Origin of the sequence: Oribacterium sp. C9, assembly GCF_002007235.1 — a bacterium.
Lineage (GTDB): Bacteria > Bacillota > Clostridia > Lachnospirales > Lachnospiraceae > Oribacterium.
This window is the reverse complement of sequence record NZ_MUHW01000002.1, coordinates 16,736-38,025: the sequence shown is the minus strand read 5'-3', so window position 1 is coordinate 38,025 and position 21,290 is coordinate 16,736. Positions and strand designations below refer to the sequence as shown.

Below are 21,290 nucleotides of genomic sequence, written 5' to 3'. Positions count from 1 at the left end.
ACAAATGAATGCATTAGCACAATTAGGGGCTGCAGTGGTTACTGTCTGTCAGCCGGTTTCCCTGCTTTTCATGATAGCAGGAGTTGCCATCGGAATCGTCTTTGGATCCATCCCCGGACTTTCAGCTTCCATGGCGGTGGCACTTATGCTTCCACTGACATTCACCATGGATTCTTCACTCGGTATGAATGTTCTGGTAGCTGTTTATATCGGAGGTATCTCCGGAGGTCTTATTTCGGCAATACTTCTCAATATGCCGGGAACAGCATCCTCCATAGCAACAACCTTTGACGGTTATCCGATGGCTCAGAAGGGTGAAGCCATGAGAGCTCTCGGAATCGGAATAGTTTTTTCCTTCCTCGGATCGCTTTTTTCATTCTTCGTTCTGTCGTTTTTCGCACCTATGCTAGCGGACGTGGCTCTTAAGTTCACACCTGTTGAGAACTTCGGTATCTGCTTCTTCGCACTTACCATGGTGGCCATCCTCTCATCGGGAAATATGGTGAAGGGTCTTCTGGCAGGACTTTTCGGACTGGTTTTCTGTTTCGTAGGAATGGCTCCTATCGATGGAACACCGAGATTCACCTTCGGAAATCAGGATCTTCTGGCAGGCTTCAATCAGCTCACAACTCTTATCGGAATCTTCGCAGTTGCGGATATCCTTATTTCAGCTGAGGAGATGAATGCAAAGGGAGTTCAGACCATCCCCGTAACAAAGGTAAAGGGCTTCGGCTTCTCCATGAAGGAGTTCATTTCATGGATGCCGGGAGCTGTAAGATCGGCAATCATCGGAACCGGAATCGGTATCCTTCCGGGAATCGGCGGTTCCACATCGGGAATGCTTTCATACGTAACCGCAAAGAACATGAGTAGACATCCCGAAACCTTCGGTCAAGGTGAGCCTGAAGGTATCGTGGCAACAGAGTGTGCCAATAATGCTACCATCGGTGGAGCAATGATCCCGCTTCTGGTTCTCGGTATACCGGGAGACGGAGTTACAGCTATGATGCTCGGCGGTTTCCTGATTCACGGTCTTTCAGCAGGTCCCCTTCTCTTCGTAAAGAATGCGGACGTTGTTTACGGAATCTTCGCAGCATGTATGGTATGTGATCTCATAATGCTTCTTGTGGAGTGGACATGTATCAAGGCATTCGTACAGGTACTCAAAGTTCCTAAGCATATCCTGATGCCGCTTATCCTTGTACTTTGTGCAGTAGGTGCTTACGCAACAAACAACAGAGTTTTCGATGTACAGTCGATTATCGTATTCGGTGTTGTCGGCTATGTTTACCACAAGTTCAGACTTCCAACAACTCCATTTGTTCTTTGCTTCCTGGTTGGATCCATGACAGAGACCTACTTAAGAAGAGGAATAATGAGTTACAAGAGCTTCGGAGCTTTCTTCTCACATCCGATCTTCGATTTCTTCTGGTTTATAGCCTGCGGAGTTCTGATCTGGTCAGTCTATAAGGAAGTAGTAGCCACAAAAAAGAAAAAGCTTGAAGCAAGAGCAGCGGCATAAGTATTGGAATAAAAAGGAAATTACAGAGAAGGGTTCCTTCCATGAACACGTATGTTTTTCTCCGAAGGAAGTATATGGGATAAAAACCGTGAAGTGATTCTTTTGATAACGGAACATCATGAATCAGACTTCCTGAGGGGAGAGTAAATAAAAGGAGAATAAAATGAAAAAGAGAATCTTATCAGCAGTACTTGCAGGAGGAATGGTACTTGGACTTGCAGCATGCGGTTCCTCAAACACAGCATCAACAACAGCCGCAGCAAAGGAAACAGCTGCAGCTACTAAGGCATCAGAGACAAATGCAGCAGAAAGCGCGGCTCCGGCTGATGCTTCAGGATGGACACCTTCAGGTCCTATCTCACTGGTACTTCCTGCAGGAGCAGGCGGAGATACAGACCTTTCAGCAAGAATCTTTGCACAGTATGCAAAGGAGATTACAGGTGCAGATTTCGTAGTTGTCAATGCTTCAGGTGCATCAGGATCTGTTGCAGCAAACCAGGTTCTTTCAGCAGCAAACGACGGTCTCACAGTTCTTTACGGACACAACCTCGTAAACGTTGCAAATGTAGCAGGTATCACTGATTACGATTATACAGCATTCACACTGGGACCAACATTTGCAAAGAATGATGCTCAGGGTCTTTATGTAAATCCTGAGAAGTATAAGAGCCTTTCGGAGTTCATAGAAGCTGCAAAGGCAAATCCTGGACAGCTCAAGGCCTGCACAGAGGTTGGTGCTTATACATACTACGAATTCCTGAAGTTCGAGCAGGTTGCGGGAATCGACCTTGATCTCGTAGATGTTGGATCAAATTCAGATAAGGTTACAGCCATGCTTTCAGGTCAGGTTGACATGATGCCGGGTGCATTCGTTAACACAAAGGATTATATCGATGCAGGACAGTTTCTCTGCGTAGGTATCCCGACAGCCGAGAGATCAACTCTTATGCCGGATGTACCTACACTTAAGGAGCAGGGTGTTGACCTTGTATATCCTGACTGTGACTATTCTTTCTACTTCCCTGCAGGAACTTCTGAGGATGTTATCAAGTGGTTTGAGGACACAACAAAGGCTGTTACAGAGAATGAGAAGTGCCAGGAGGATCTCAAGAACATGCAGATCAATCCTTACTACCTCTCAGCTGCGGATTCTGTAGAGAATGACAAGAACTATCTTGAGATCTTCAAGGAAGTAGCTGCTTCTGTAGAGAATTAAGTATTCGGTTCTTAATCGGAATATCATTATATTGAAGTGCCTGTGTACCGGGCACTTCGGTAAAACTTCATAATACAACTTCCTATGATATGACATAAGTGTCATGAGAATTCTGCAATCTGTCTAAGATGCGACACCGGCTTACGGCACTTATGTCATGATAAAATCTCCGGCCCGGTTCTTCCGGGCCATCCAAAAGAGTTCAGGATGATGCAAAGATACACTTTACATGATCCCGAATCCTGTTGAAAATAGTGTCAGCTGCCTTTGCGATAATAGGGCTTAAGACATTATGAAAAGAGAGGTAAAAGGAATTGGATACCAGAAAAACAGTTAAGGATCATATAAGTGATCTGAAGAAGGAAAACAAGAGAGTTCATATCATTGCGTATATCATGATGGCGGTACTCGTGGGAGTACTGATCGTGTCTCTCAGGAGACAGTTCTATCTTACATTCGGTTTACTCATCGCTGCACTGCTCATTCAGTTTTTTGTGTTCCGCAAGGCTCAGAAAAAGTACATAAAGCACTGCGAGGATGCAAATATTTCCCTGACCCTGAAAGAAACATTAAATGCTTCGGAAATACAGGAAAAGGGTACATATATCACAGAAGAGACCGTTGAGAAGGCTCATATCATACCTTTTGTACCGAAGACCTTTAACGGGTTCAAGGCCATAAAGGGAATGAAAAACGGCATGGAGGTCTCAGCCACAGACGTTTCGGTTGTGGACAGAAAAAATGATAAGGGAATCGCTGCAGAGGTGAATACCGGAAACTGGATTCACATTGAGCTGCCTGAAGGAACAGGAATGAAGTTCACCATAGTGGAGGATGAACTCATGAGGGATTCCTCAAGAACCGATTTCTTTTCAAAGGATTCCTACAGAGAATCAGAGCTTCCCGAGGGTTTCCCCAGAAGATTCCATATTTATGAAAACATTGAAGCTGAAGACAACGGAAAGAAGTTAAGTGACAGTTTTCTCGCTAAATTGAAGTCACTTTCCGATTATACTCCGGGAAAGATCGGAGTAAGTATCAATGATAAATCCGCAGATATATTTATAAAAAACAGATTTCTCGCAGCCGGTTTTACTGCCGGCCAGGAGGTGGATGAAAGAACACTCCTCCGCGATCCGTATCCTGAACTAATGCATGTTCTGGATATGGTTGAATTCCTTTGAATATAAGACAGCATATGTCGACGGTGCTGTTTTATAAGATATAAAAGTTTAGCACCTATAGAAAAGGAGAATATAAAATGATACCTGTAATTTCAAAGATGGAAGTGTACCCTGTAGCCGGACATGATTGTATGGAGCTCAATCTTTCAGGAGCTCACGCACCATATTTCACAAGAAATATCGTTATCCTTACAGATTCTAACGGAGTAGAGGGTGTCGGAGAAGTTCCGGGAGGACAGAAGATCACCAATGCTCTCGAAGCAGTTAAGGACCTTGTGGTAGGGACAAAGATTTCAGACTATAAGAATACATTAAATAAGGTAAGAGCATGGCTCGATGAGAACATCAAGGATGACGTAAGAGGTCTTCAGACCTTTGACTTACGTACAGGTGTACATGTAGTCACTGCTATTGAAGCACCGCTTCTTGACCTTATGGGCAAGTTCCTTGAGGTTCCTGCAGCTTCCCTCATGGGTGACGGATTACAGAGATCATCGGTAAGATTCCTTTCATACCTTTTCTATGTAGGTGACAGAAAGAAGACAGATCTTCCATACGAGGAAGAACCGGATTCAGACTGCGACTGGTACAGATTACGTCATGAGGAAGCTATGGATCCTGAGCACATCGTGGCTCTTGCAAAGGCAACCCATGAGAAGTACGGCTTCGAGGATTTCAAGCTTAAGGGCGGAGTTCTTCAGCCGGATGAGGAAGTTAAGGCTGTTACAGCAATTAAGGAAGCATTCCCGGATGCAAGAGTAGACCTTGATCCAAACGGATGCTGGAGCCTTGCAGAGGCTATACGTGTTGCACCTGCTCTCAAGAAGGTACTTGCTTATGTAGAGGATCCATGCGGTGCAGAGAACGGGTTCTCAGGCCGTGAGATCATGGCTGAGTTCAAGCAGGAGACAGGAATGCCTACAGCTACCAACATGATAGATACAGACTGGAGACAGATGCGTCACTGTATCCAGCTTAAGAGTGTGGATATCCCTCTTGCAGACCCTCATTTCTGGACTATGGAAGGTTCTGTTCGTGTAGGTCAGCTCTGCAACGAGTTCGGTCTTATGTGGGGATGCCATTCAAACAACCACTTTGATATCTCTCTTGCAATGGTTGCACAGTGCGCAGCAGCTGTTCCGGGCAAGCTTAACGGAATCGATACACACTGGATCTGGCAGGAAGGCAGAGAGCGTCTTACAAAGAAGCCTATGGAGATCGTTGGTGGTTGCATCAACGACATCGACAAGACTGTGGGTCTCGGTGTTGAGGTAGACCGTGAGCAGATCATGAAGGCAAATAAGCTTTACATCGATAACTGCCTCGGTGCACGTGATGATTCAATCGGAATGCAGTATCTGATTCCGGGCTGGAAGTTCGATAACAAGCGTCCCTGCATGGTTCGCTAAGGGGTATGAAAATGAACGATACACCTATTATTACCAAGATGCAGGTGATCCCTGTTGCGGGATATGACAGTATGATGATGACACTGTCAGGGTGTCACGCGCCATGCTTCACCAGGAATCTGGTTGTCCTTTCGGATAATGCGGGACACCAGGGAATCGGTGAGATACACGGGGGAGATTACACCTGCGAATGTTTAAATGCGGTACGTCCTCTCGTTGAGGGACAGCCCATATCCAAATACCGTCAGATACTTCAGAAGATACATAAGATGGCAAATCCTTCTTCAGACGATGACGGAGAAGGAATACAGACCCTTGATATCTCAAAGCTCAAGTTCGTTGTTAAGAGCGAGTGGGCTATAGAGTGTGCCATGCTGGATCTTATGGGACAGTTCCTTAATGTTCCCATGTGTGATCTTCTGGGAGAAGGTCAGCAGCGTAAGGAAGTTGAGATGCTTGGATATCTCTTCTATGTTTCCGATAAGAAGAAGGTACCGGCAGGAGATATGCAGTATCTTGATGAGAGTGACAGCTTTGATCCATGGTTCCGCCTGAGAAGGGAAGAGATACTTACTCCCGAAAGGATCGTTGAGGAGGCTGAGGCGCTTTCCGAAAAGTACGGCTTTAAGAACTTTAAGCTTAAGGGCGGTGTACTTTCGGGTGCTGATGAGATGGAGGCCTGCAAAGCCCTTAAGAAGCGTTTCCCGGATGCCCGCATAAACATTGACCCTAACGGTGCATGGAGCCTTAAGGAGGCTATCGAACTCTCGAAGGATATGCATGATGTGATAACCTACATGGAGGATCCCTGCGGCCCTGAGGCGGGTTATTCAAGCCGTGAGATCATGCGTGAGTTTAAGAATGCCACACAGTTCCAGGTTGCTACCAACATGATAGCCACAGACTGGAGACAGTTCTATCACACAGTAAGTCTCAATGCCTGCGATATCATACTTGCAGACCCTCATTTCTGGGGCTTTGACGGTGCTATACGTATGTCTCAGCTTCTTGATTCATGGGGCCTTACATGGGGCGTGCATTCGAACAATCACTTTGATATCACTCTTGCTGCATTTGCCCAGGTGGGAGCTGCGGCTGTAGGCACACCTGCACCTCTCGATACCCACTGGATCTGGCAGGACGGACAGAATCTCCTTTACGATACACCGAAGATCGTTGATGGAAAGCTTCAGGTTCCGGAAGCACCGGGTCTTGGTGTCCACCTCAACATGGAACGTGTAATGGAAGCAAACAGGCTTTACAACAGTCTTCCGAGCCATGACAGAGATGATGCAAAATCCATGCAGTATCTGATCCCGGGATGGAAGTATGATCACAAGAAGCCGAGTCTTGTAAGATAAAAAAATCCGGTCTATAGAAAAACATATAAGTGAGTTGATAGCATACGGAGAGATCCGTTATCGACATACGATCCAATAATATAAACAGTTTAAATCCGACAGGAATGAAATGATCCCCCTAAAGGAGACAATGGAAATATCCAAAGTCTTCTTTAGGGGGACTTTTTTGGATAAGAATCCGGAAGGAGATGAAATCGCTGCATTAAAGATCATTTCGAACGAAGCATGTCACGCAGGAAAGTGCCGTTATCATGTCGGTGACATGACAGTACCACGCTGCCGCATTACACCATGATGACAGAAGGGCTGTTCAGTACCTGCTTCCACAGCTCGAAAAGCCGCCTTTCGGGAGCGGTAATATAGGTGCCCTTTCGGTAGGCGACACATCTCATCCATGAAAGCTCCGGGGAAACACGGAAGTAAGCAAGTGGAAATTTCTCATTCACATAGGACTGGGGGAAGAATGCAGGCCCCATCTGGTTTATGGCCATCTTAAGTACAGTTACGGAGCTGCTTGATTCAAACAGAATCTTCGGATGCAGATGCTTCTCCCTGAAAAAAACGTCCAGCATCCTTCTGAGTATAGTATCCTGGGAGGGCATGATGAAGGTTTCATCCTTAAACAGGCTTATGTCTGCATAAGGCAGGGTTTTCCAGCTTTCCGGACCGGCAAGTTCTGCCATAGGATGGGAGTTTGGAACACCAAGTATCACGGATTCCGGTGAAAGATCTATGCGTTCAAGGTCAGGATCAAGGGGCATCATTTTTGAATAGCTCAGGAATGCAAATTCTGTTTCTCTGTGCAGGAGCATCTGCGCCATCTTCGGTACCCTTGCGCATTTGAGATTGATGGTGAAATCCGGAAATTCCTGATGAAACTGTGGATAGATGTCTGAGAATGTGGATGCTCCCCGTTCAGGTGTGCAGGCAATGCTGATCTCGCCCACATTGTTGCTTGCACTGTCCCTGATTATCTTATAAGTATCGTTCTTTATGGTCAGGATCTTTTTGGCTGCAGATACATAAAGGCGCCCTGAAAAGGTGGGAATCATCTTGTGATAACGTCTTTCAAAGAGAGCTGTCCCCAGCTCTTTTTCCAGCTTGAGGAGCTGCTGGTTCAGGGCTGACTGGGTGATATACATCTTTTCGGCAGCCTTTGATATGCTTTCCTCGTCATAAATTGAAATGATATTTTCCAAAGATTTCAAATCCATTCTATATGTTTCTCCTTTGTCCCGGGATGTTTAAAAAATCAAAATTACCCATAAAACTTTATGAGCTTAGCTGAGAAAAATAAAAGATGAAGAAAAAAGCGAGTAATTTAAGTGATATTGCATAAGAAGCAAAATGTTTTTTGTGCAGGAATCCGGATGTAAGCATTTTCATAAAACAGGAACGCGCAGACTTAAAATAAATAAGTCTACAACCAAAGAGCTATTAAGTTCTGTTAAGCTTACTGCCACTTTATAATACAGTCAATAATTAAATGAAGCGATATTGATAATGAATTTAAGCGATTTCCGGGGCTGTCTTTTATAGCACAGTAAATGTCTGTGCATCGTCGGCAAAGTAGACAGTCCGGGACAGTATTTAAAGCTTCACAAAATGTCAGGAGGAAATATGAACAGAAAGAGTTTATTGTTGGGAATTTGCATAGCAGCTATGACAGCAGCTGCATTTACAGGCTGCGGAGCAGCAGGCGGATCCGGGTCATCCGGAGACATTCCTAAGAGTGTTGAGGTCCAGGTACCTGCAAAAGCAGGCGGCGGAACCGATGTCATGGCAAGAACCCTCGGTCAGGAAGTTGCAAAGCAGACAGGTTCAAATGTCACTATCGTAAATAACACTGACGGCGGCGGAGTGGTTTCCATGGAGACAGTCCGTACAGCTAAAGGTGATGGTTCAAAAGTGCTCCAGTATCACACCACTATGCTTATCAAGTCAGCCACAAAGGTATATGACAAGACAGCCTATGATGACTTCAGGATCTGGGGTGTTAGCCAGGGAACAGAAAAAGGTCAGTATGTTCTCGTAACTTCAGCAGATTCCGATATGAAGACCATCGAGGATTTCGTAAATAAGGGAAAGTCCTCAGAAATCAAGATGGGTATAGAGACAGGCGGAACAGCACATGTAATGACCGGACTTCTCGCAAAGGCTTCAGGTATAAGCGTAAAGTATGTGGAGGCAGGTTCAGATACAGAGAAGCTTACAGCCCTTGTTGGAAATACAATTGATGCCAGCATCGTAAATGTTAACCAGGCCAAGCAGTATGTTGAGTCAGGTAAAGCCAATGCCCTTGCAGTCATCACTAACGGTGAAGAGGGTGCCAGATCTTCGGTTCTTCCCGATGTTCCTTCCATGACAGAGTCAGGCATCGACTGCTCATTTGCCTCCTACAATATCTTTGCAGGACCTAAGGATATGGATGATGAGATTGCGAAGAAACTCTATGAGGCTTACGCAGCCGCTGCAAAGTCTGACGCAGTAAATGAAGTTCTGGAGCCTGCAGGAATGGCTATGGAATTCCTGAGCTTCGAGGAAGGCCCTGAAAAGATCAAGGCTCAGCAGGAAGCAATCAATTCCGTTGTTGAAGAGCTGGGCCTCGTTCAGAAGTAATTCTGAGAAGAGAATAAGGAGAAATGACATGAAGGTTTCCAGAGATCAGATCACAGGCACAGTCATTTTGCTGCTGGGATTGTTTGTTTTTGTCATGATAAGCACCTATTCTGTACCTTTCAGGTCCACCTATCCAGGACCTAAGGCACTACCGGGTCTTGCGGCGGTTGGATTTGTTATATGCGGCGCAGGGATCTTTTTGGAAGGTTGCAAAAAGAAAGAAGAGAAGGTTTTTCTGGTTAAGGAAGGCTGGATAAAACTTACAGTTAACATCGGAGCTATAGCCCTTTACATACTTGCCATGCAGTATCTTGGCTTCTTTATCGCAACACCGGTATATCTTTATTCCTTATCTAGCTGGTATGCGAAGGGCTATGCGGAAAAGCCGGTCCACAGGATCGTCTTTTCCGCCGGAGTTACGGCAGTCATCTTTCTGGCATACCAGATGGCCTTCGGCTATCAGCTGCCAACGGGAATATTCAGATAAGGAGATAAGATATGACTGAAAATGCAGCATTCATAATCACGCAGATAACAAACCCCTTAAATCTGCTTTTATTGTTGGCGGGTAATGTCATCGGCATCGTGTTCGGTGCCATTCCGGGACTTAACGGCACCATGGCGGTCATGCTTTTTATGCCCCTTACCTACGGCATGGAAACGGGACCTGCCATCATATTCCTTTTGTCGCTCTGGATCGGAGGCTGCTCCGGAGGATTCATAGGCTCTGTCCTTCTGGGAATTCCGGGATCCCCATCATCGGTTGCCACCTGCTTTGACGGACACCCTATGGCAAAGAAGGGACAGGCCGGAAGAGCCCTTGCCATCGGTATGACGGCCTCCTTTATAGGTACCTTTTTCAGTGCGGTGGTGGGTGCCATACTTGCCCAGACTGTTGCGAACATTGCCTTTGCCATCGGACCCTGGGAGTACTTTGGTCTTTGCTTCATGGCCATCACCATGGTGCTTGCCATCTCAAAGGGCAACATGCTTAAGGGACTTTCCAGCGCCTGTCTCGGACTACTTCTTGCGTCAGTGGGTTATTCACCTATAGACGCTCAGGCAAGATTCACCTTTGACAACATGTACCTCATGGGAGGACTCGGTATGACGGTAGTTCTTATCGGTATCTTCGGTGTGAGCATGATGATACTTGCCCATGCAAAGGGCTTCGATCCACTTCCGACTGTTGACAACAGCATGATAAAGGGAATCGGTATCAAGCTCTCAGACATAAGAGAAAATATCGTAAACATTAGCCGCTCCTTCCTTATCGGTCTCGGAATAGGGTTCCTCCCGGGCATGGGCTCAGGGCTTTCAAATCTTGTGGCATATTCTGCTGCAAAGAACAATTCTAAGCATCCCGAGACCTTCGGGACAGGTAATCCGGAGGGAATCTGGGCATCGGAGTCTTCCAACAATGCTTCCATCGGTGGTGCCATGATCCCCATGGCAGCTCTCGGAATCCCGGGAGACTCCTGTACAGCCCTTCTCATAGGAGCACTCACCATACACGGTCTTGAAATGGGACCCATGGTGTTCAGGAACAGCGGAGATATAGTTTATCTCATGTTCGTGGTTGTTGCCATCTGTGCGGCAGTCTGCTTTGTTCTTCAGGCTGTTGGCATGAGGATATTCCCCCAGATACTGAAGGTGCCTTACCACTATATGTATCCGGCTCTTATAGTTGTCTCTCTTATCAGTGCCTATGTTGATTCATCAAGTCTTTATAAGTGCGGAATGATGCTTTTCTTTGCAGTTGTGGGCTGCATCATGGCTTACGGCGGACTACCCCAGTCACCGCTGATCCTTGCATTCATTCTGGGACCTACTATGGAGAGCAACATGCTTAAGGCCTTCCAGAATACAGAGACAGTTGCTACATTCTTCACCCGCCCAATTTCCTGTGTGTTCAATGTCATCGCCATCTGCTGTGTGTTCTCACCTGTTCTGAAGGCGCTGTATGCAAGATTTTTCAGGAAAGAGAATAAACAGATAGCTCATGAAGAGCTGAAATTAAACGGGAATAAATAAAGAGTAGGTTTGAATGTGAACTTTCAAACTTAGATGAAGAGTCAAGACTGATACGAGTGAATTCGGATCGATCATGACTCATGGAGGTGAAAATGTCGTTTAAATGTTCAAAACCAATACCTGACCCGGTCAGGACCCTGTGTGAGGAGCCCTGGAAGATAGAGGTGGAGCCCTTTCAGCTGACACCGAGGACCTTTTATGTGGGCGGACAGAAATGGGTAGGCGCATATATCATTGACACAGGTGCGGGACTTATACTTCTTGATACGGGAATAGCTGAAAGTGCATATATGATGGTGGATTCCATCTATAAGCTCGGCTACAAAATGTCTGATATAAAGTATATCCTCATAAGCCATGCACATTTGGATCACTTCGGAGGAGCAGCAATAATGCATGCACTTACAGGAGCCCCCATCTATATGTCAAAGGAAGATGATGAATTCATGCAGAAGGTTCCGGAGGAGACGGAGCTCCCTCAGGATATGTGGCATGTACAGCACATAAAGGTGGACCGTCACTACAGTGATGATACCGCAATAACTCTCGGTGATATATCTATCCGTACGCTTCTTACACCGGGGCATACCATAGGCTGCACCAGCTTTTTCTGGGATGAGAAGAATCCTGTAAATGGTGAGACCTATACTGTTGCCATGCATGGAGGAGTCGGGGGCAATACCATGAATGATGAGTATTACAGCACAAGCAGATATCTCACACCGGACCTGAGAGACCGTTTCTTTAATGACGCGGAAAAGCTTAAGAAAATTCATGTAGACATTGCCCTTCCGTCACATCCGAACCAGATAGAGATCCTGGACAGGGCGGGAAGCTATACCCATGAGTCACAGCCCTATCTCGATGATACGGTATGGGCGGATTTTATCGATGAGAGAGTGCGTCAGGTAAAGGCACTTATGAAATGAATTGAAACATATCGAAATCAAAAGAACACATTTCGAAACATTTGACAAAATATGCAGAATAAATAATTTTTTTGGCTATTTTACGTGTTGAGGCAGAATCGTCAATTTAATATCATGATGATGCGAGTAAAAAAGATGTGAAAAAGCTATTAAATTAAGAATGAAAGTGAGGATTTAGAAATGAAAGTTGGTTTTCTCGGACTTGGTATCATGGGACGCCCGATGGCAAAGAACCTTTTAAAGGCAGGCCATGAGCTTATGGTATATGACTTCAATCAGGAAGCTGTTAATGATGTTGTTTCATGCGGAGCTAAGGCTGGTACCTGCGGTAAGGATCTTGCAGAGTTCTCAGATGTTGTCATCACCATGGTTCCTAATTCACCACATGTAAGAGCAGCAGTATTCAACGAGAATGGTCTTGCAGAGGGCTTCCGCAAGGGTGAGTCCGTTCTCATCGATATGTCATCCATCGACCCGGTTGAGTCAAAGAAGATCGGTGCTGATCTTGAGAAGATCGGTGTAGACATGCTTGACGCTCCTGTATCAGGCGGAGAGCCAAAGGCTATCGACGGAACTCTTTCCGTAATGGTAGGCGGCAAGAAGGAGACATTTGACAAGTACTATGACATGCTCATGGTTATGGCAGGTTCAGTAGTTTACGTTGGACCTCTCGGTTCAGGTAACGTTGCAAAGCTTGCAAACCAGATGGTAGTTGCAGCAAACATCGGCATCGTTGCTGAGGCACTTACATTTGCAAAGAAGGCAGGAACAGATCCTGAGCTCGTATATCAGGCTATCCGCGGCGGACTTGCAGGTTCAACAGTTATGGATGCAAAGGCACCTATGATGCTTTCGGGAAATTACAAGCCGGGCTTCAGAATCGATCTTCACATCAAGGATCTTACCAATGCTCTTAACGCAGCACATGCTATCAACATGCCTGTTCCTATGACAGCACAGATGATGGAGGTTATGCAGGAACTCAAGAACCATGATGAGGGTTCATGCGATCACGATGATATCGTAAGATATTACGAGAGAATGACTGGCGTTTCAATCGTAAAGAAATAAAAAAATAAAGAGTCAGGCCCTTTCGTATCGAGCGTTTTGATGGGTACTTAAGAGCCTGAAATATATTGTCAGCCCTGTTGGGTAAAACTGTGGAGCCGGCAATATAAATCAGAAAGGTCTATAGATGAATACAGATTTTATCAAAGGCGTTGTGGTGCCTATCATCACAGTGATCGATAAGGACGAAAAAATCGATGAAGCCGGCATGCGTAAGCAGGTAGACTACGTTATCAACGGTGGTCTCCAGGGAATTCTTGCCTTCGGTTCAAACGGTGAGTTCTACCAGCTTGAAGAGGACGAAATGGAACGTGGCTTAAAGATCATGGTGGATCAGGCAGCTGGAAGAGTTCCTGTATATTTCGGAATAGGCGCTATAAATACAAAGAAGTGCATCCGTCTTGCAAAAATGGCTGTAGCTAATGGTGCAGCATGTGTATCTGTTTTACAGCCAATGTTCCTTAAGCCTACACATGATGAGCTTTTCAATCATTTCAAAGCCATCGCAGAGGCTATCCCTGAGACACCGGTGCTTCTTTACAACAATCCAGGCCGTGTAGGCTACGGAATGACTGCTGATTTCGTTACAGAGATCGCCCATGCGATTCCTAACATAGTTGGAATGAAGGATACTTCAGGTGATATAACTCTTACAGAGGAGTTCATAAGAAGAAACAGAGACATTAACTTCAAGGTATTTGGCGGAAAGGACACACTTCTTTTTGCTTCCCTTTGTCTCGGAGCAGTGGGCGGTGTCTGCACAGCAGGAAACTTCATGCCTGAGCTCATCGGTGATGTTTACAATAAGTATGTTGCAGGTGATTTCGAGGGTTCCCGTGAAGCCCAGTTCAAGCTTAATCCTGTAAGACTTGCCATGGACAAGGCTTCATTCCCTGTAGCGGCAAAGGATATGGCAAACATCCGCGGAGAGAACGTGGGAGATCCATATCTTCCGTCACTTCCTACAACAAACGAGGCAACCCTTGAGCACTTCAGAAATGTAATGAAGGAAGCGGGACTCATTTGATCTTATATCACTATTCTTAATGCTTTAAAATTTCCCAAAACAAAGTAGCCAGGCAGTGAGACATGGATGTATTCTCACTGCCTGTTTTGATGGTCCTGTCTTAGTAACAACGGTGACCCCAATTGGAAAATACTTAAAATAACTTATATATTCAATGAAATAATCATCATTCATGTGGTATATTTAATTTAATACACAGGATGATGGGAGGCAGTTATGAAACATGAAGTGACACTTAGAAATGGCATAAAAGTACCGGCTCTCGGACAGGGTACCTGGTATCTGGGAGAAAGCAGTCTTCTCAGAAAAAGAGAAATAGAGGGTATACGTAAAGGCATCGAAGCAGGAATGACCCTTATCGATACTGCAGAGATGTATGGAAACGGTGCGGCAGAGGATATGCTTGGTGAGGCTATCAGTACCGTGGACAGAAGCAGGCTCTATCTTGTATCGAAGGTCCTTCCCACGAATGCAGGAGGAAAGCGCATGCGTCAGGCTCTTCAGAGAAGTCTTTCCCGCATGGGTGTGGACTATCTTGACCTCTATCTTTATCATTGGAGAGGATCCTTTAAGTTGTCTGAAACTGTAGCAAGGCTTGAGGAGCTTAAGGCAGAGGGACTCATCAAAGCATGGGGAGTATCCAACTTCGATATAGACGACATGGAGGAGCTCTGGAGTGTGCCGGATGGAAAGAACTGTCTCGTGAATCAGGTACTTTATCATGCAGGTTCAAGAGGCATAGAGTATTCGCTTCTCCCGTGGATGGTGGAGCACGACGTGGCACTTATGTCCTATTGCCCATTGGCTCAGGCAGGTACCTTAAAGAGAGGCCTCATGCAGAATCAGACGCTTGAGGAGCTTGCAAAGAAATACGAGGTATCTGTTCCCGAGATCCTTCTTGCATGGAACATAAGGAATGGTCATACCATTGCCATACCGAGAAGTTCAAGACCTGAGCATACCCTGTCCAATGCTCATGCGGACAGCATCGAACTGACGGAAGAGGATCTCGCCCTCATAGATAAGGCATATCCTGCACCTGTTCACAAGGAATATCTGGACATGCAGTAAAACCTGGAGAAAATTTAAATAGAAGTTTTAATATAACGGATTTAGAGGTATCGATGAAAATCGGTGCCTCTTTTATTATAGATGATACTGAGCTTTGATATTTATTCTGATCGGACCAGTGTACATCTGAAGTATTAAATAGAAATACAGGAATGTGATTTTTATTATCTGATATGTTAGAATATTGAAATAATATGAAATATATTGAAACCGGAGGAGATATGGCAAATATAGCGCTGCTGGTACCGAATGATGAGTTGTTCAGACTTTCACATGATGCTTTACAGGAGATGAAAAAACGTCTTTTCATGATGAAGGTGATCGAAACTGAAAGTGCTGTGACGGAAGCCCGTCAGGCTATAAATCAGGGGGCGGACATCATCATCGCGAGAGGGCTTCAGGCCACAGTTATAAAGCAGTATACGGATGTTTCTGTTGTGGAGATAATCATGACACAGCAGGGTCTCATAGATATGCTTGGAAGAGCAAGGAGGATATTAGGCAAGGAGCACCCTAATATCGCTATAGTCATGTCAAAGAATATGGCCTGTGACATGACAGGGATAGGTGAAAAGTGTGGAGTGAATCTCAGGGAGTATCTGGTGCAGAATCCGGAGCTTCTGAAGCCAGCGGCCATGCAGGCCATCGAAGACAGGGCAGACCTTATCATCGGAGGTTCAACGGTACTGAACATGGCTGATAATGCAGGGATCCCTTCACTGTATCTTGCAAACACAGAGGATTCGGTAAAAAATGCGATCAGGGAAGCGTTTCTTCTTGCAGATACCTTTGAGAACGGTGAGATTCCTGTGCATGCAGTAATCAGCAGGGAAAAGGGCACAGGAAAAAAGGAAAACTCATTTGTAAACTTTCCGTATAAGAGCCGGAAGATGCAGAAGACTGTGGATCTTGCTGAAAAGCTTTCACGGACGGATTGCCCGAAGCTCATAGTGGAGCCTGTGGGGAATCTCCACAGAGCTTTTATCAATGCCATGCATAACAGCTCCAGACATTCCCAGGAAAAGCTGGTGATTTATGACTGTGAGAAGGGAAAGCCGGCTTACGATGATCTGTACGGCCGGAATGGAAAGGTCAATGACTCTCTTAAGGGTACTCTCGTCATAAACAACATCGAGTATCTGGATGAAAGATCTCAGAAGAAGCTGATGGAGATCCTGATGTTCAGAAATGTGATCATGGTGGCAAAGACCGGAAACTACAGGGAGTATCTCATACCGGAGCTTTATGCAAGGATGTCGGCATTTGCCATAAATATCCCGTCTCTTTCAGAGACACCTGAGGATATCGTTTATCTTGCCAATGTCTACATGCAGAGTATAACGGAACGCTACGGAAAGTACCACGTTCTAACAAAAGACGGCGAGAAGGAGCTGGAGCTAAAGTCTTGGACCGGAGGAAGAATTCAGCTTGAAAGCTTTATAGAGAGACTTGTTATTACTGCAGAACACAGAAATCTGAAAGCTGTAGATATAAAAGAGCTTTATGTTGAGCTTTATGTTGAAGGATCTGTAAACAGATTCGAGGAAATAGCCGGTGGGGATAAAGAAAAAGTCGGCACATCGGTAGAGGCATTTTATGATGAAAACGAAAAGCCCGAAATTCTGAACCATACGAATATATCAGAAAAATCCGGTCGCAGCATGACGGTTCAGGATCTGGAGAGAGAACGTATATTGAAAACCATCAGTAAGAACATGGGAAATCGTGAGAGAACCGCTGTGGAGCTCGGAATAAGCAAGACCACCCTCTGGAGAAAGCTCAGGAAGTATAATCTCATGACATGAGCATAAAAACGAAATATGATGAATCGTATTGAAACAGTATGAATGAAATAAAACCCATTTAGACATTTATGTTAAAAAAGCGAAGCCCCTTTGTGCGGATTTCGGATTGTTTATGATTTCGCGTTTTAATAAGATTGTAGTGCCTGATTCGTAAGGCTTAATTTGTTTGGACTTTTCAAAACAAACATAGCTTTTGGTAATTTCACAAAAGAGAACAGAGGAGAAAAAAATGAAGATCGGATTTGTAGGACTTGGAATCATGGGTAAGCCAATGGCAAAGAACCTTATAAAGGCAGGCTATGATGTAGTCGTAACAACGCATAAGCAGGAAGTTATAGATGAGTTCGTGGCTCTCGGAGCTAAAGGCGCAAAGAATGCGGCAGATGAAGTAAAACAGGGATGTGATGTTATCATCACCATGCTTCCCAACAGCCCGCAGGTTCGTGAGGTTACTCTTGGTGCAGGCGGAGTTGTTGAGGGTGGAAAGAGTGGAATCACAGTTCTTGATATGTCATCCATCGACCCGGTTGAATCACAGAAGATCTCGGCAGAGCTTGAAAAGAGCGGTATCGAGCTTCTTGACTGCCCGGTTTCCGGAGGAGAGCCAAAGGCTATCGACGGTACACTTTCAGTTATGGCAGGCGGAAAGAAGGAGTCCTTTGACAAGTTCCTTCCTGTACTTAAGGCTATGGCTTCATCAGTTGTTTATGTAGGACCTATCGGTTCAGGTAATGTTGCAAAGCTTGCAAATCAGATGATCGTTGCTGCAAACATCGGTGTTGTGGCAGAAGCTCTTACATTTGCAAAGAAGGCCGGAACAGATCCAAGACTTGTATATGAGGCAATCAGAGGCGGTCTTGCAGGTTCAACAGTTATGGATGCGAAGGCTCCTATGATGCTTTCAGGAAACTATGAGCCGGGCTTTCGTATCAGGCTCCATATCAAGGATCTTACCAATGCTTTAAACGCGGCACATGCTATAAATATGCCTGTTCCTATGACAGCCCAGATGATGGAAGTTATGCAGGAGCTTATGAATCATGGTGAGGAAAACTGCGACCATGACGATATAATAAAGTACTATGAGCGCATGACCGGAGTTTCAATCGCTGAAGCATAATTTATACAAGCTTCATAATTATTGCATGTAAGAAATGATTGACTTTTTTGGCTCAAGACTTTTGAAATGAATTATGTATCGGATATTTGATGTATTCTTTCCGAAACATCAGGATAATGCTTCGAAAAGAAATCACAGGTGCAGTATCATTGAAAAAACAGTATCAGCTTTGCCGGTTCAGAAGAACCTGAAGAGCTGATATCTCAAATGAAGGGAGCAGAATCATGGATTACAGAGTATTCGGAAATCAGATCGTTTTACGTATAGACCGCGGTGAGGAGGTCATGGAGACCATAGTAAAGCTTTGCGAGAAGGAGAAAATAAACCTTGGGTCCATAGTAGGACTTGGTGCAGCTGATCATCTCGTAATGGGTTTATATGATGTTGAGAAGCAGGAGTTCAGTGAAATAAAGCTGGACAAGCCTCTTGAGATAACTTCAATCGTTGGAAACATCACAGAGATGGATGGAAAGCCATATCTTCATGTTCATATCAATGCCTCCGACGCTGAGGGTCACACCTACGGAGGTCATCTTAAGGCTGTACGCATCAGCGGTACATCAGAGATTTTCATAACAGTCATTGACGGTCACGTGGGAAGAGAAAAGGACAGTATCACAAATACAGGACTTAATCTTTTCAAATTTGACTGATTATTTATTGCAGGTTAGAGCCTGACAGTGAGATTTGTTTAATATAGACTGTAAAACAAGACTTATATGATTTTTGATTTGCGAATGTTGGATATAAGTATTCGCATTTCTTTTATAAAAAACAGGCAGCAGGAGCTGCAAAGGAGAAATACGGATGAAACTACTTTTGGCATCGGATTCCTTTAAGGGAACATTATCAAGTGACCAGACCATCGAACTTCTTACAAAAGCAGCTCATGAGGTTTTCGGAGAGTGTGAGACAGGGGGAGTTCCTGTTGCTGACGGTGGTGAAGGAACAACAGAAGCTGTTGTAAAGGCAAGAAATGGTGAGATGGTCTACGTTGACGTTCATGGACCTCTCATGGAGACAGAGCATGGCTTTTACGGAAAGCTGTCTGATACTGAGGCTGTACTTGAGATGGCTGCAGCATCAGGTCTTCCTATGGTCCCGATGGAGAAAAGAAATCCGCTTAATACCACAACCTATGGTACAGGTGAGCTTTTAAAGGCAGCCCTCGATGCAGGGTACACAGAGATCGCCATCGCCATAGGCGGTTCAGCTACCAATGACGGTGGAATGGGCTTTGCTTCGGCCCTCGGAATAAGATTCCTGGATAAGGATGGTAATGCTCTTGAGGGAAAGGGAAGTGATCTTGCAAAGGTTCAGCATATCGATATGACAGGTCTTGATCCTGCTGTAAAGAAGGCACATTTTACAGTTATGTGTGATGTTACAAATCCTCTTTGCGGTCCTGATGGTGCGACCTACACCTTCGGAAAGCAGAAGGGTGGAACTCCTGAGATACTTGATGAGCTTGAAAAGGGAATGCAGAACTATCGTGATGTTATCATAAGGGAGTTTGATATCAACCCTGACGAGATAAAGGGGACAGGAGCAGCCGGAGGACTGGGCGCAGCCCTTAAGGTTTTCCTTGGAGCGGAAATGAAGTCCGGTATCGAGACAGTACTTGATCTTATTGATTTCGATGAGCGTCTTAAGGGTGTTGACCTTGTTGTGACAGGAGAGGGACGTACAGACTGGCAGTCCTGCTTCGGAAAAGTTATGCAGGGCGTAGGTGACAGAGCAAAGAAGCAGGAGGTTCCTGTTGCTGCTCTCTGCGGTGGACTCGGAAAGGATTATGAAAAGATCTATGAGCATGGCATCGGTTCAATCATGACTACCGTTGATGGTCCGATGCCCCTTCAGGAGGCACTTGATAAGGCAGAGGAGCTCTATTACAAGGGAGCTGTCCGCATGTTCAGATTCATCAAAGCCGGAATGAAAATAAAGGCATGAACTTGTTCTTAAAATAAGCAAAGGTTCAAATCATCTGCGTAAGCAGTGATTTGAACCTTTTTGTGTTTTGGATAAAACCCGGATATGAGATCAATGTGCCAGCTTAAGGAAGAATCCTGACTGCTTGAGTGCAGGTCTCAATGCTGTATAAACAACAGTTGAAACAATGAGAGAGATGACTGCATTGATGATGGTTGATACAAAGTTTATTTTAAGGGAAAGCTCTGCAGCAGGCTTTCCGAGGATGAGTATCTTGTACCAGTAACCGATGATCGGATCAGCAAAGATGTTGAAAGTAAGACCTGCAGCTGCGGCAAGGATGGCAAAGTGAAGAACGTGCTTCGGATCATCGCTTGTTGTGATGTGACCTATTTTGTGAGCAACAAAACCTGTGATGAGACCGATGATGGTTTTGCAGATAAGAGTCTTTGGAACAAGAGGTGCATAAACCGGATCAAAGAAATCGCCGATACTCATTCCGATGGCACCTGCGAGACCGCCCAGAGGACCTCCTATTATAAATGAAGCAAGAACGACAACTGCATTGCCAAGATGGATGGAAGTCATATCTCCTGCAACAGGTATCTTTATCTGTAAGAATGTAAAAACTGCATAGGACAGGGCTGCAAACAGTGCAGCAAGTGAAAGCTTGTAAGTTTTAGACTGATTCATGATTTGTTCCTCCCCAACCAGATGTTATAAATTTTGTGTTAGTGTCGTAGGACAAGACCACAATAGTTAAAAGCCTGAGTCAATGTCTCTGACATCTTTATGTTGTATTGCATTATAGAAAACAGCTGGAAGTATTTGAACTACCAGTTTTTGAAAATTATATATGACCAGATGCGAGAATGATATCTGTGAAGGATTGCTTTAGTGATAATATGAAGGCGAATGGAGTATAATGTGGATGAATCGTGGAACTCATGGTAGTTTTCAAAAGAAACTGCCGTATAGAGCCGACTTTGCACGATT

Annotated in this window: 19 protein-coding genes; 17 read left to right on the top strand and 2 right to left on the bottom strand. The window is 45.0% G+C overall.

Annotation, left to right across the window (positions count from 1 at the left end; genetic code table 11):
• The first annotated feature begins 4 nt into the window (after positions 1 to 4).
• The 6 genes from BXO88_RS01565 (at position 5) to BXO88_RS16925 (ending at position 6,987) form a co-directional block, all read left to right on the top strand.
• Complete coding sequence (locus BXO88_RS01565; RefSeq protein WP_078036031.1) at positions 5 to 1,522, top strand: tripartite tricarboxylate transporter permease; 1,518 nt, start codon at positions 5 to 7, stop codon at positions 1,520 to 1,522.
• Between the two features lie 163 nt (positions 1,523 to 1,685).
• Positions 1,686 to 2,738: a tripartite tricarboxylate transporter substrate binding protein gene (locus BXO88_RS01560; RefSeq protein WP_078036030.1), complete on the top strand. Its 1,053-nt coding sequence runs from the start codon at positions 1,686 to 1,688 to the stop codon at positions 2,736 to 2,738.
• A 314-nt stretch (positions 2,739 to 3,052) separates the two neighbouring features.
• Positions 3,053 to 3,922, top strand: coding sequence for a hypothetical protein (locus BXO88_RS01555; protein ID WP_078036029.1), 870 nt, complete (start codon positions 3,053 to 3,055; stop codon positions 3,920 to 3,922).
• A 77-nt stretch (positions 3,923 to 3,999) separates the two neighbouring features.
• Complete coding sequence (locus BXO88_RS01550; RefSeq protein WP_078036028.1) at positions 4,000 to 5,331, top strand: enolase C-terminal domain-like protein; 1,332 nt, start codon at positions 4,000 to 4,002, stop codon at positions 5,329 to 5,331.
• A 5-nt stretch (positions 5,332 to 5,336) separates the two neighbouring features.
• Positions 5,337 to 6,692 (top strand): enolase C-terminal domain-like protein, encoded by a 1,356-nt coding sequence (locus tag BXO88_RS01545; protein ID WP_078036027.1) that lies wholly within the window; start codon positions 5,337 to 5,339, stop codon positions 6,690 to 6,692.
• Between the two features lie 166 nt (positions 6,693 to 6,858).
• Entirely contained in the window at positions 6,859 to 6,987 is a 129-nt protein-coding gene (locus tag BXO88_RS16925) for a hypothetical protein (RefSeq protein WP_256363625.1), read from the top strand.
• Here BXO88_RS16925 and BXO88_RS01540 read toward each other — a convergent pair.
• On the bottom strand, positions 6,977 to 7,906 hold the full coding sequence (locus BXO88_RS01540; RefSeq protein ID WP_078036026.1) for a LysR family transcriptional regulator: 930 nt from the start codon (positions 7,904 to 7,906) through the stop codon (positions 6,977 to 6,979). The two genes, BXO88_RS16925 and BXO88_RS01540, sit on opposite strands and share 11 nt — an antisense overlap.
• Positions 7,907 to 8,312: 406 nt before the next feature.
• On the opposite strand from BXO88_RS01540, the gene BXO88_RS01535 reads away from it, so the two are divergent.
• The 11 genes from BXO88_RS01535 (at position 8,313) to BXO88_RS01485 (ending at position 20,315) form a co-directional block, all read left to right on the top strand.
• Positions 8,313 to 9,311, top strand: coding sequence for a Bug family tripartite tricarboxylate transporter substrate binding protein (locus BXO88_RS01535; RefSeq protein WP_078036025.1), 999 nt, complete (start codon positions 8,313 to 8,315; stop codon positions 9,309 to 9,311).
• A gap of 28 nt (positions 9,312 to 9,339) precedes the next feature.
• Positions 9,340 to 9,798 (top strand): tripartite tricarboxylate transporter TctB family protein, encoded by a 459-nt coding sequence (locus BXO88_RS01530; protein WP_078036024.1) that lies wholly within the window; start codon positions 9,340 to 9,342, stop codon positions 9,796 to 9,798.
• Positions 9,799 to 9,809: 11 nt separating this feature from the next.
• Positions 9,810 to 11,345 (top strand): tripartite tricarboxylate transporter permease, encoded by a 1,536-nt coding sequence (locus tag BXO88_RS01525; protein WP_078036023.1) that lies wholly within the window; start codon positions 9,810 to 9,812, stop codon positions 11,343 to 11,345.
• Between the two features lie 92 nt (positions 11,346 to 11,437).
• The gene (locus BXO88_RS01520) at positions 11,438 to 12,274 is read left to right on the top strand and encodes an MBL fold metallo-hydrolase (RefSeq protein ID WP_044994894.1); all 837 of its coding nucleotides are present in this window, start codon (positions 11,438 to 11,440) and stop codon (positions 12,272 to 12,274) included.
• Positions 12,275 to 12,454: 180 nt separating this feature from the next.
• Entirely contained in the window at positions 12,455 to 13,345 is an 891-nt protein-coding gene (gene garR, locus BXO88_RS01515) for a 2-hydroxy-3-oxopropionate reductase (RefSeq protein WP_078036022.1), read from the top strand.
• Positions 13,346 to 13,469: 124 nt separating this feature from the next.
• Positions 13,470 to 14,369 (top strand): dihydrodipicolinate synthase family protein, encoded by a 900-nt coding sequence (locus BXO88_RS01510; RefSeq protein WP_078036021.1) that lies wholly within the window; start codon positions 13,470 to 13,472, stop codon positions 14,367 to 14,369.
• 216 nt (positions 14,370 to 14,585) lie between these two features.
• Positions 14,586 to 15,440 carry an aldo/keto reductase gene (locus BXO88_RS01505; protein ID WP_078036020.1) on the top strand — a complete coding sequence of 285 codons (855 nt, stop codon included), beginning with the start codon at positions 14,586 to 14,588 and terminating at the stop codon, positions 15,438 to 15,440.
• Between the two features lie 221 nt (positions 15,441 to 15,661).
• Positions 15,662 to 17,245: a PrpR N-terminal domain-containing protein gene (locus BXO88_RS01500; protein WP_168171586.1), complete on the top strand. Its 1,584-nt coding sequence runs from the start codon at positions 15,662 to 15,664 to the stop codon at positions 17,243 to 17,245.
• 229 nt (positions 17,246 to 17,474) lie between these two features.
• Positions 17,475 to 18,365 carry a 2-hydroxy-3-oxopropionate reductase gene (gene garR, locus BXO88_RS01495; protein WP_078036018.1) on the top strand — a complete coding sequence of 297 codons (891 nt, stop codon included), beginning with the start codon at positions 17,475 to 17,477 and terminating at the stop codon, positions 18,363 to 18,365.
• Between the two features lie 224 nt (positions 18,366 to 18,589).
• Positions 18,590 to 19,018: a PPC domain-containing DNA-binding protein gene (locus BXO88_RS01490; RefSeq protein ID WP_078036017.1), complete on the top strand. Its 429-nt coding sequence runs from the start codon at positions 18,590 to 18,592 to the stop codon at positions 19,016 to 19,018.
• A 154-nt stretch (positions 19,019 to 19,172) separates the two neighbouring features.
• Positions 19,173 to 20,315: a glycerate kinase family protein gene (locus tag BXO88_RS01485; protein ID WP_078036016.1), complete on the top strand. Its 1,143-nt coding sequence runs from the start codon at positions 19,173 to 19,175 to the stop codon at positions 20,313 to 20,315.
• A gap of 90 nt (positions 20,316 to 20,405) precedes the next feature.
• On the opposite strand, the gene BXO88_RS01480 is transcribed toward BXO88_RS01485, so the two are convergent.
• Positions 20,406 to 20,987, bottom strand: coding sequence for an ECF transporter S component (locus BXO88_RS01480; protein ID WP_078036015.1), 582 nt, complete (start codon positions 20,985 to 20,987; stop codon positions 20,406 to 20,408).
• Between the last annotated feature and the right edge of the window lie 303 nt (positions 20,988 to 21,290).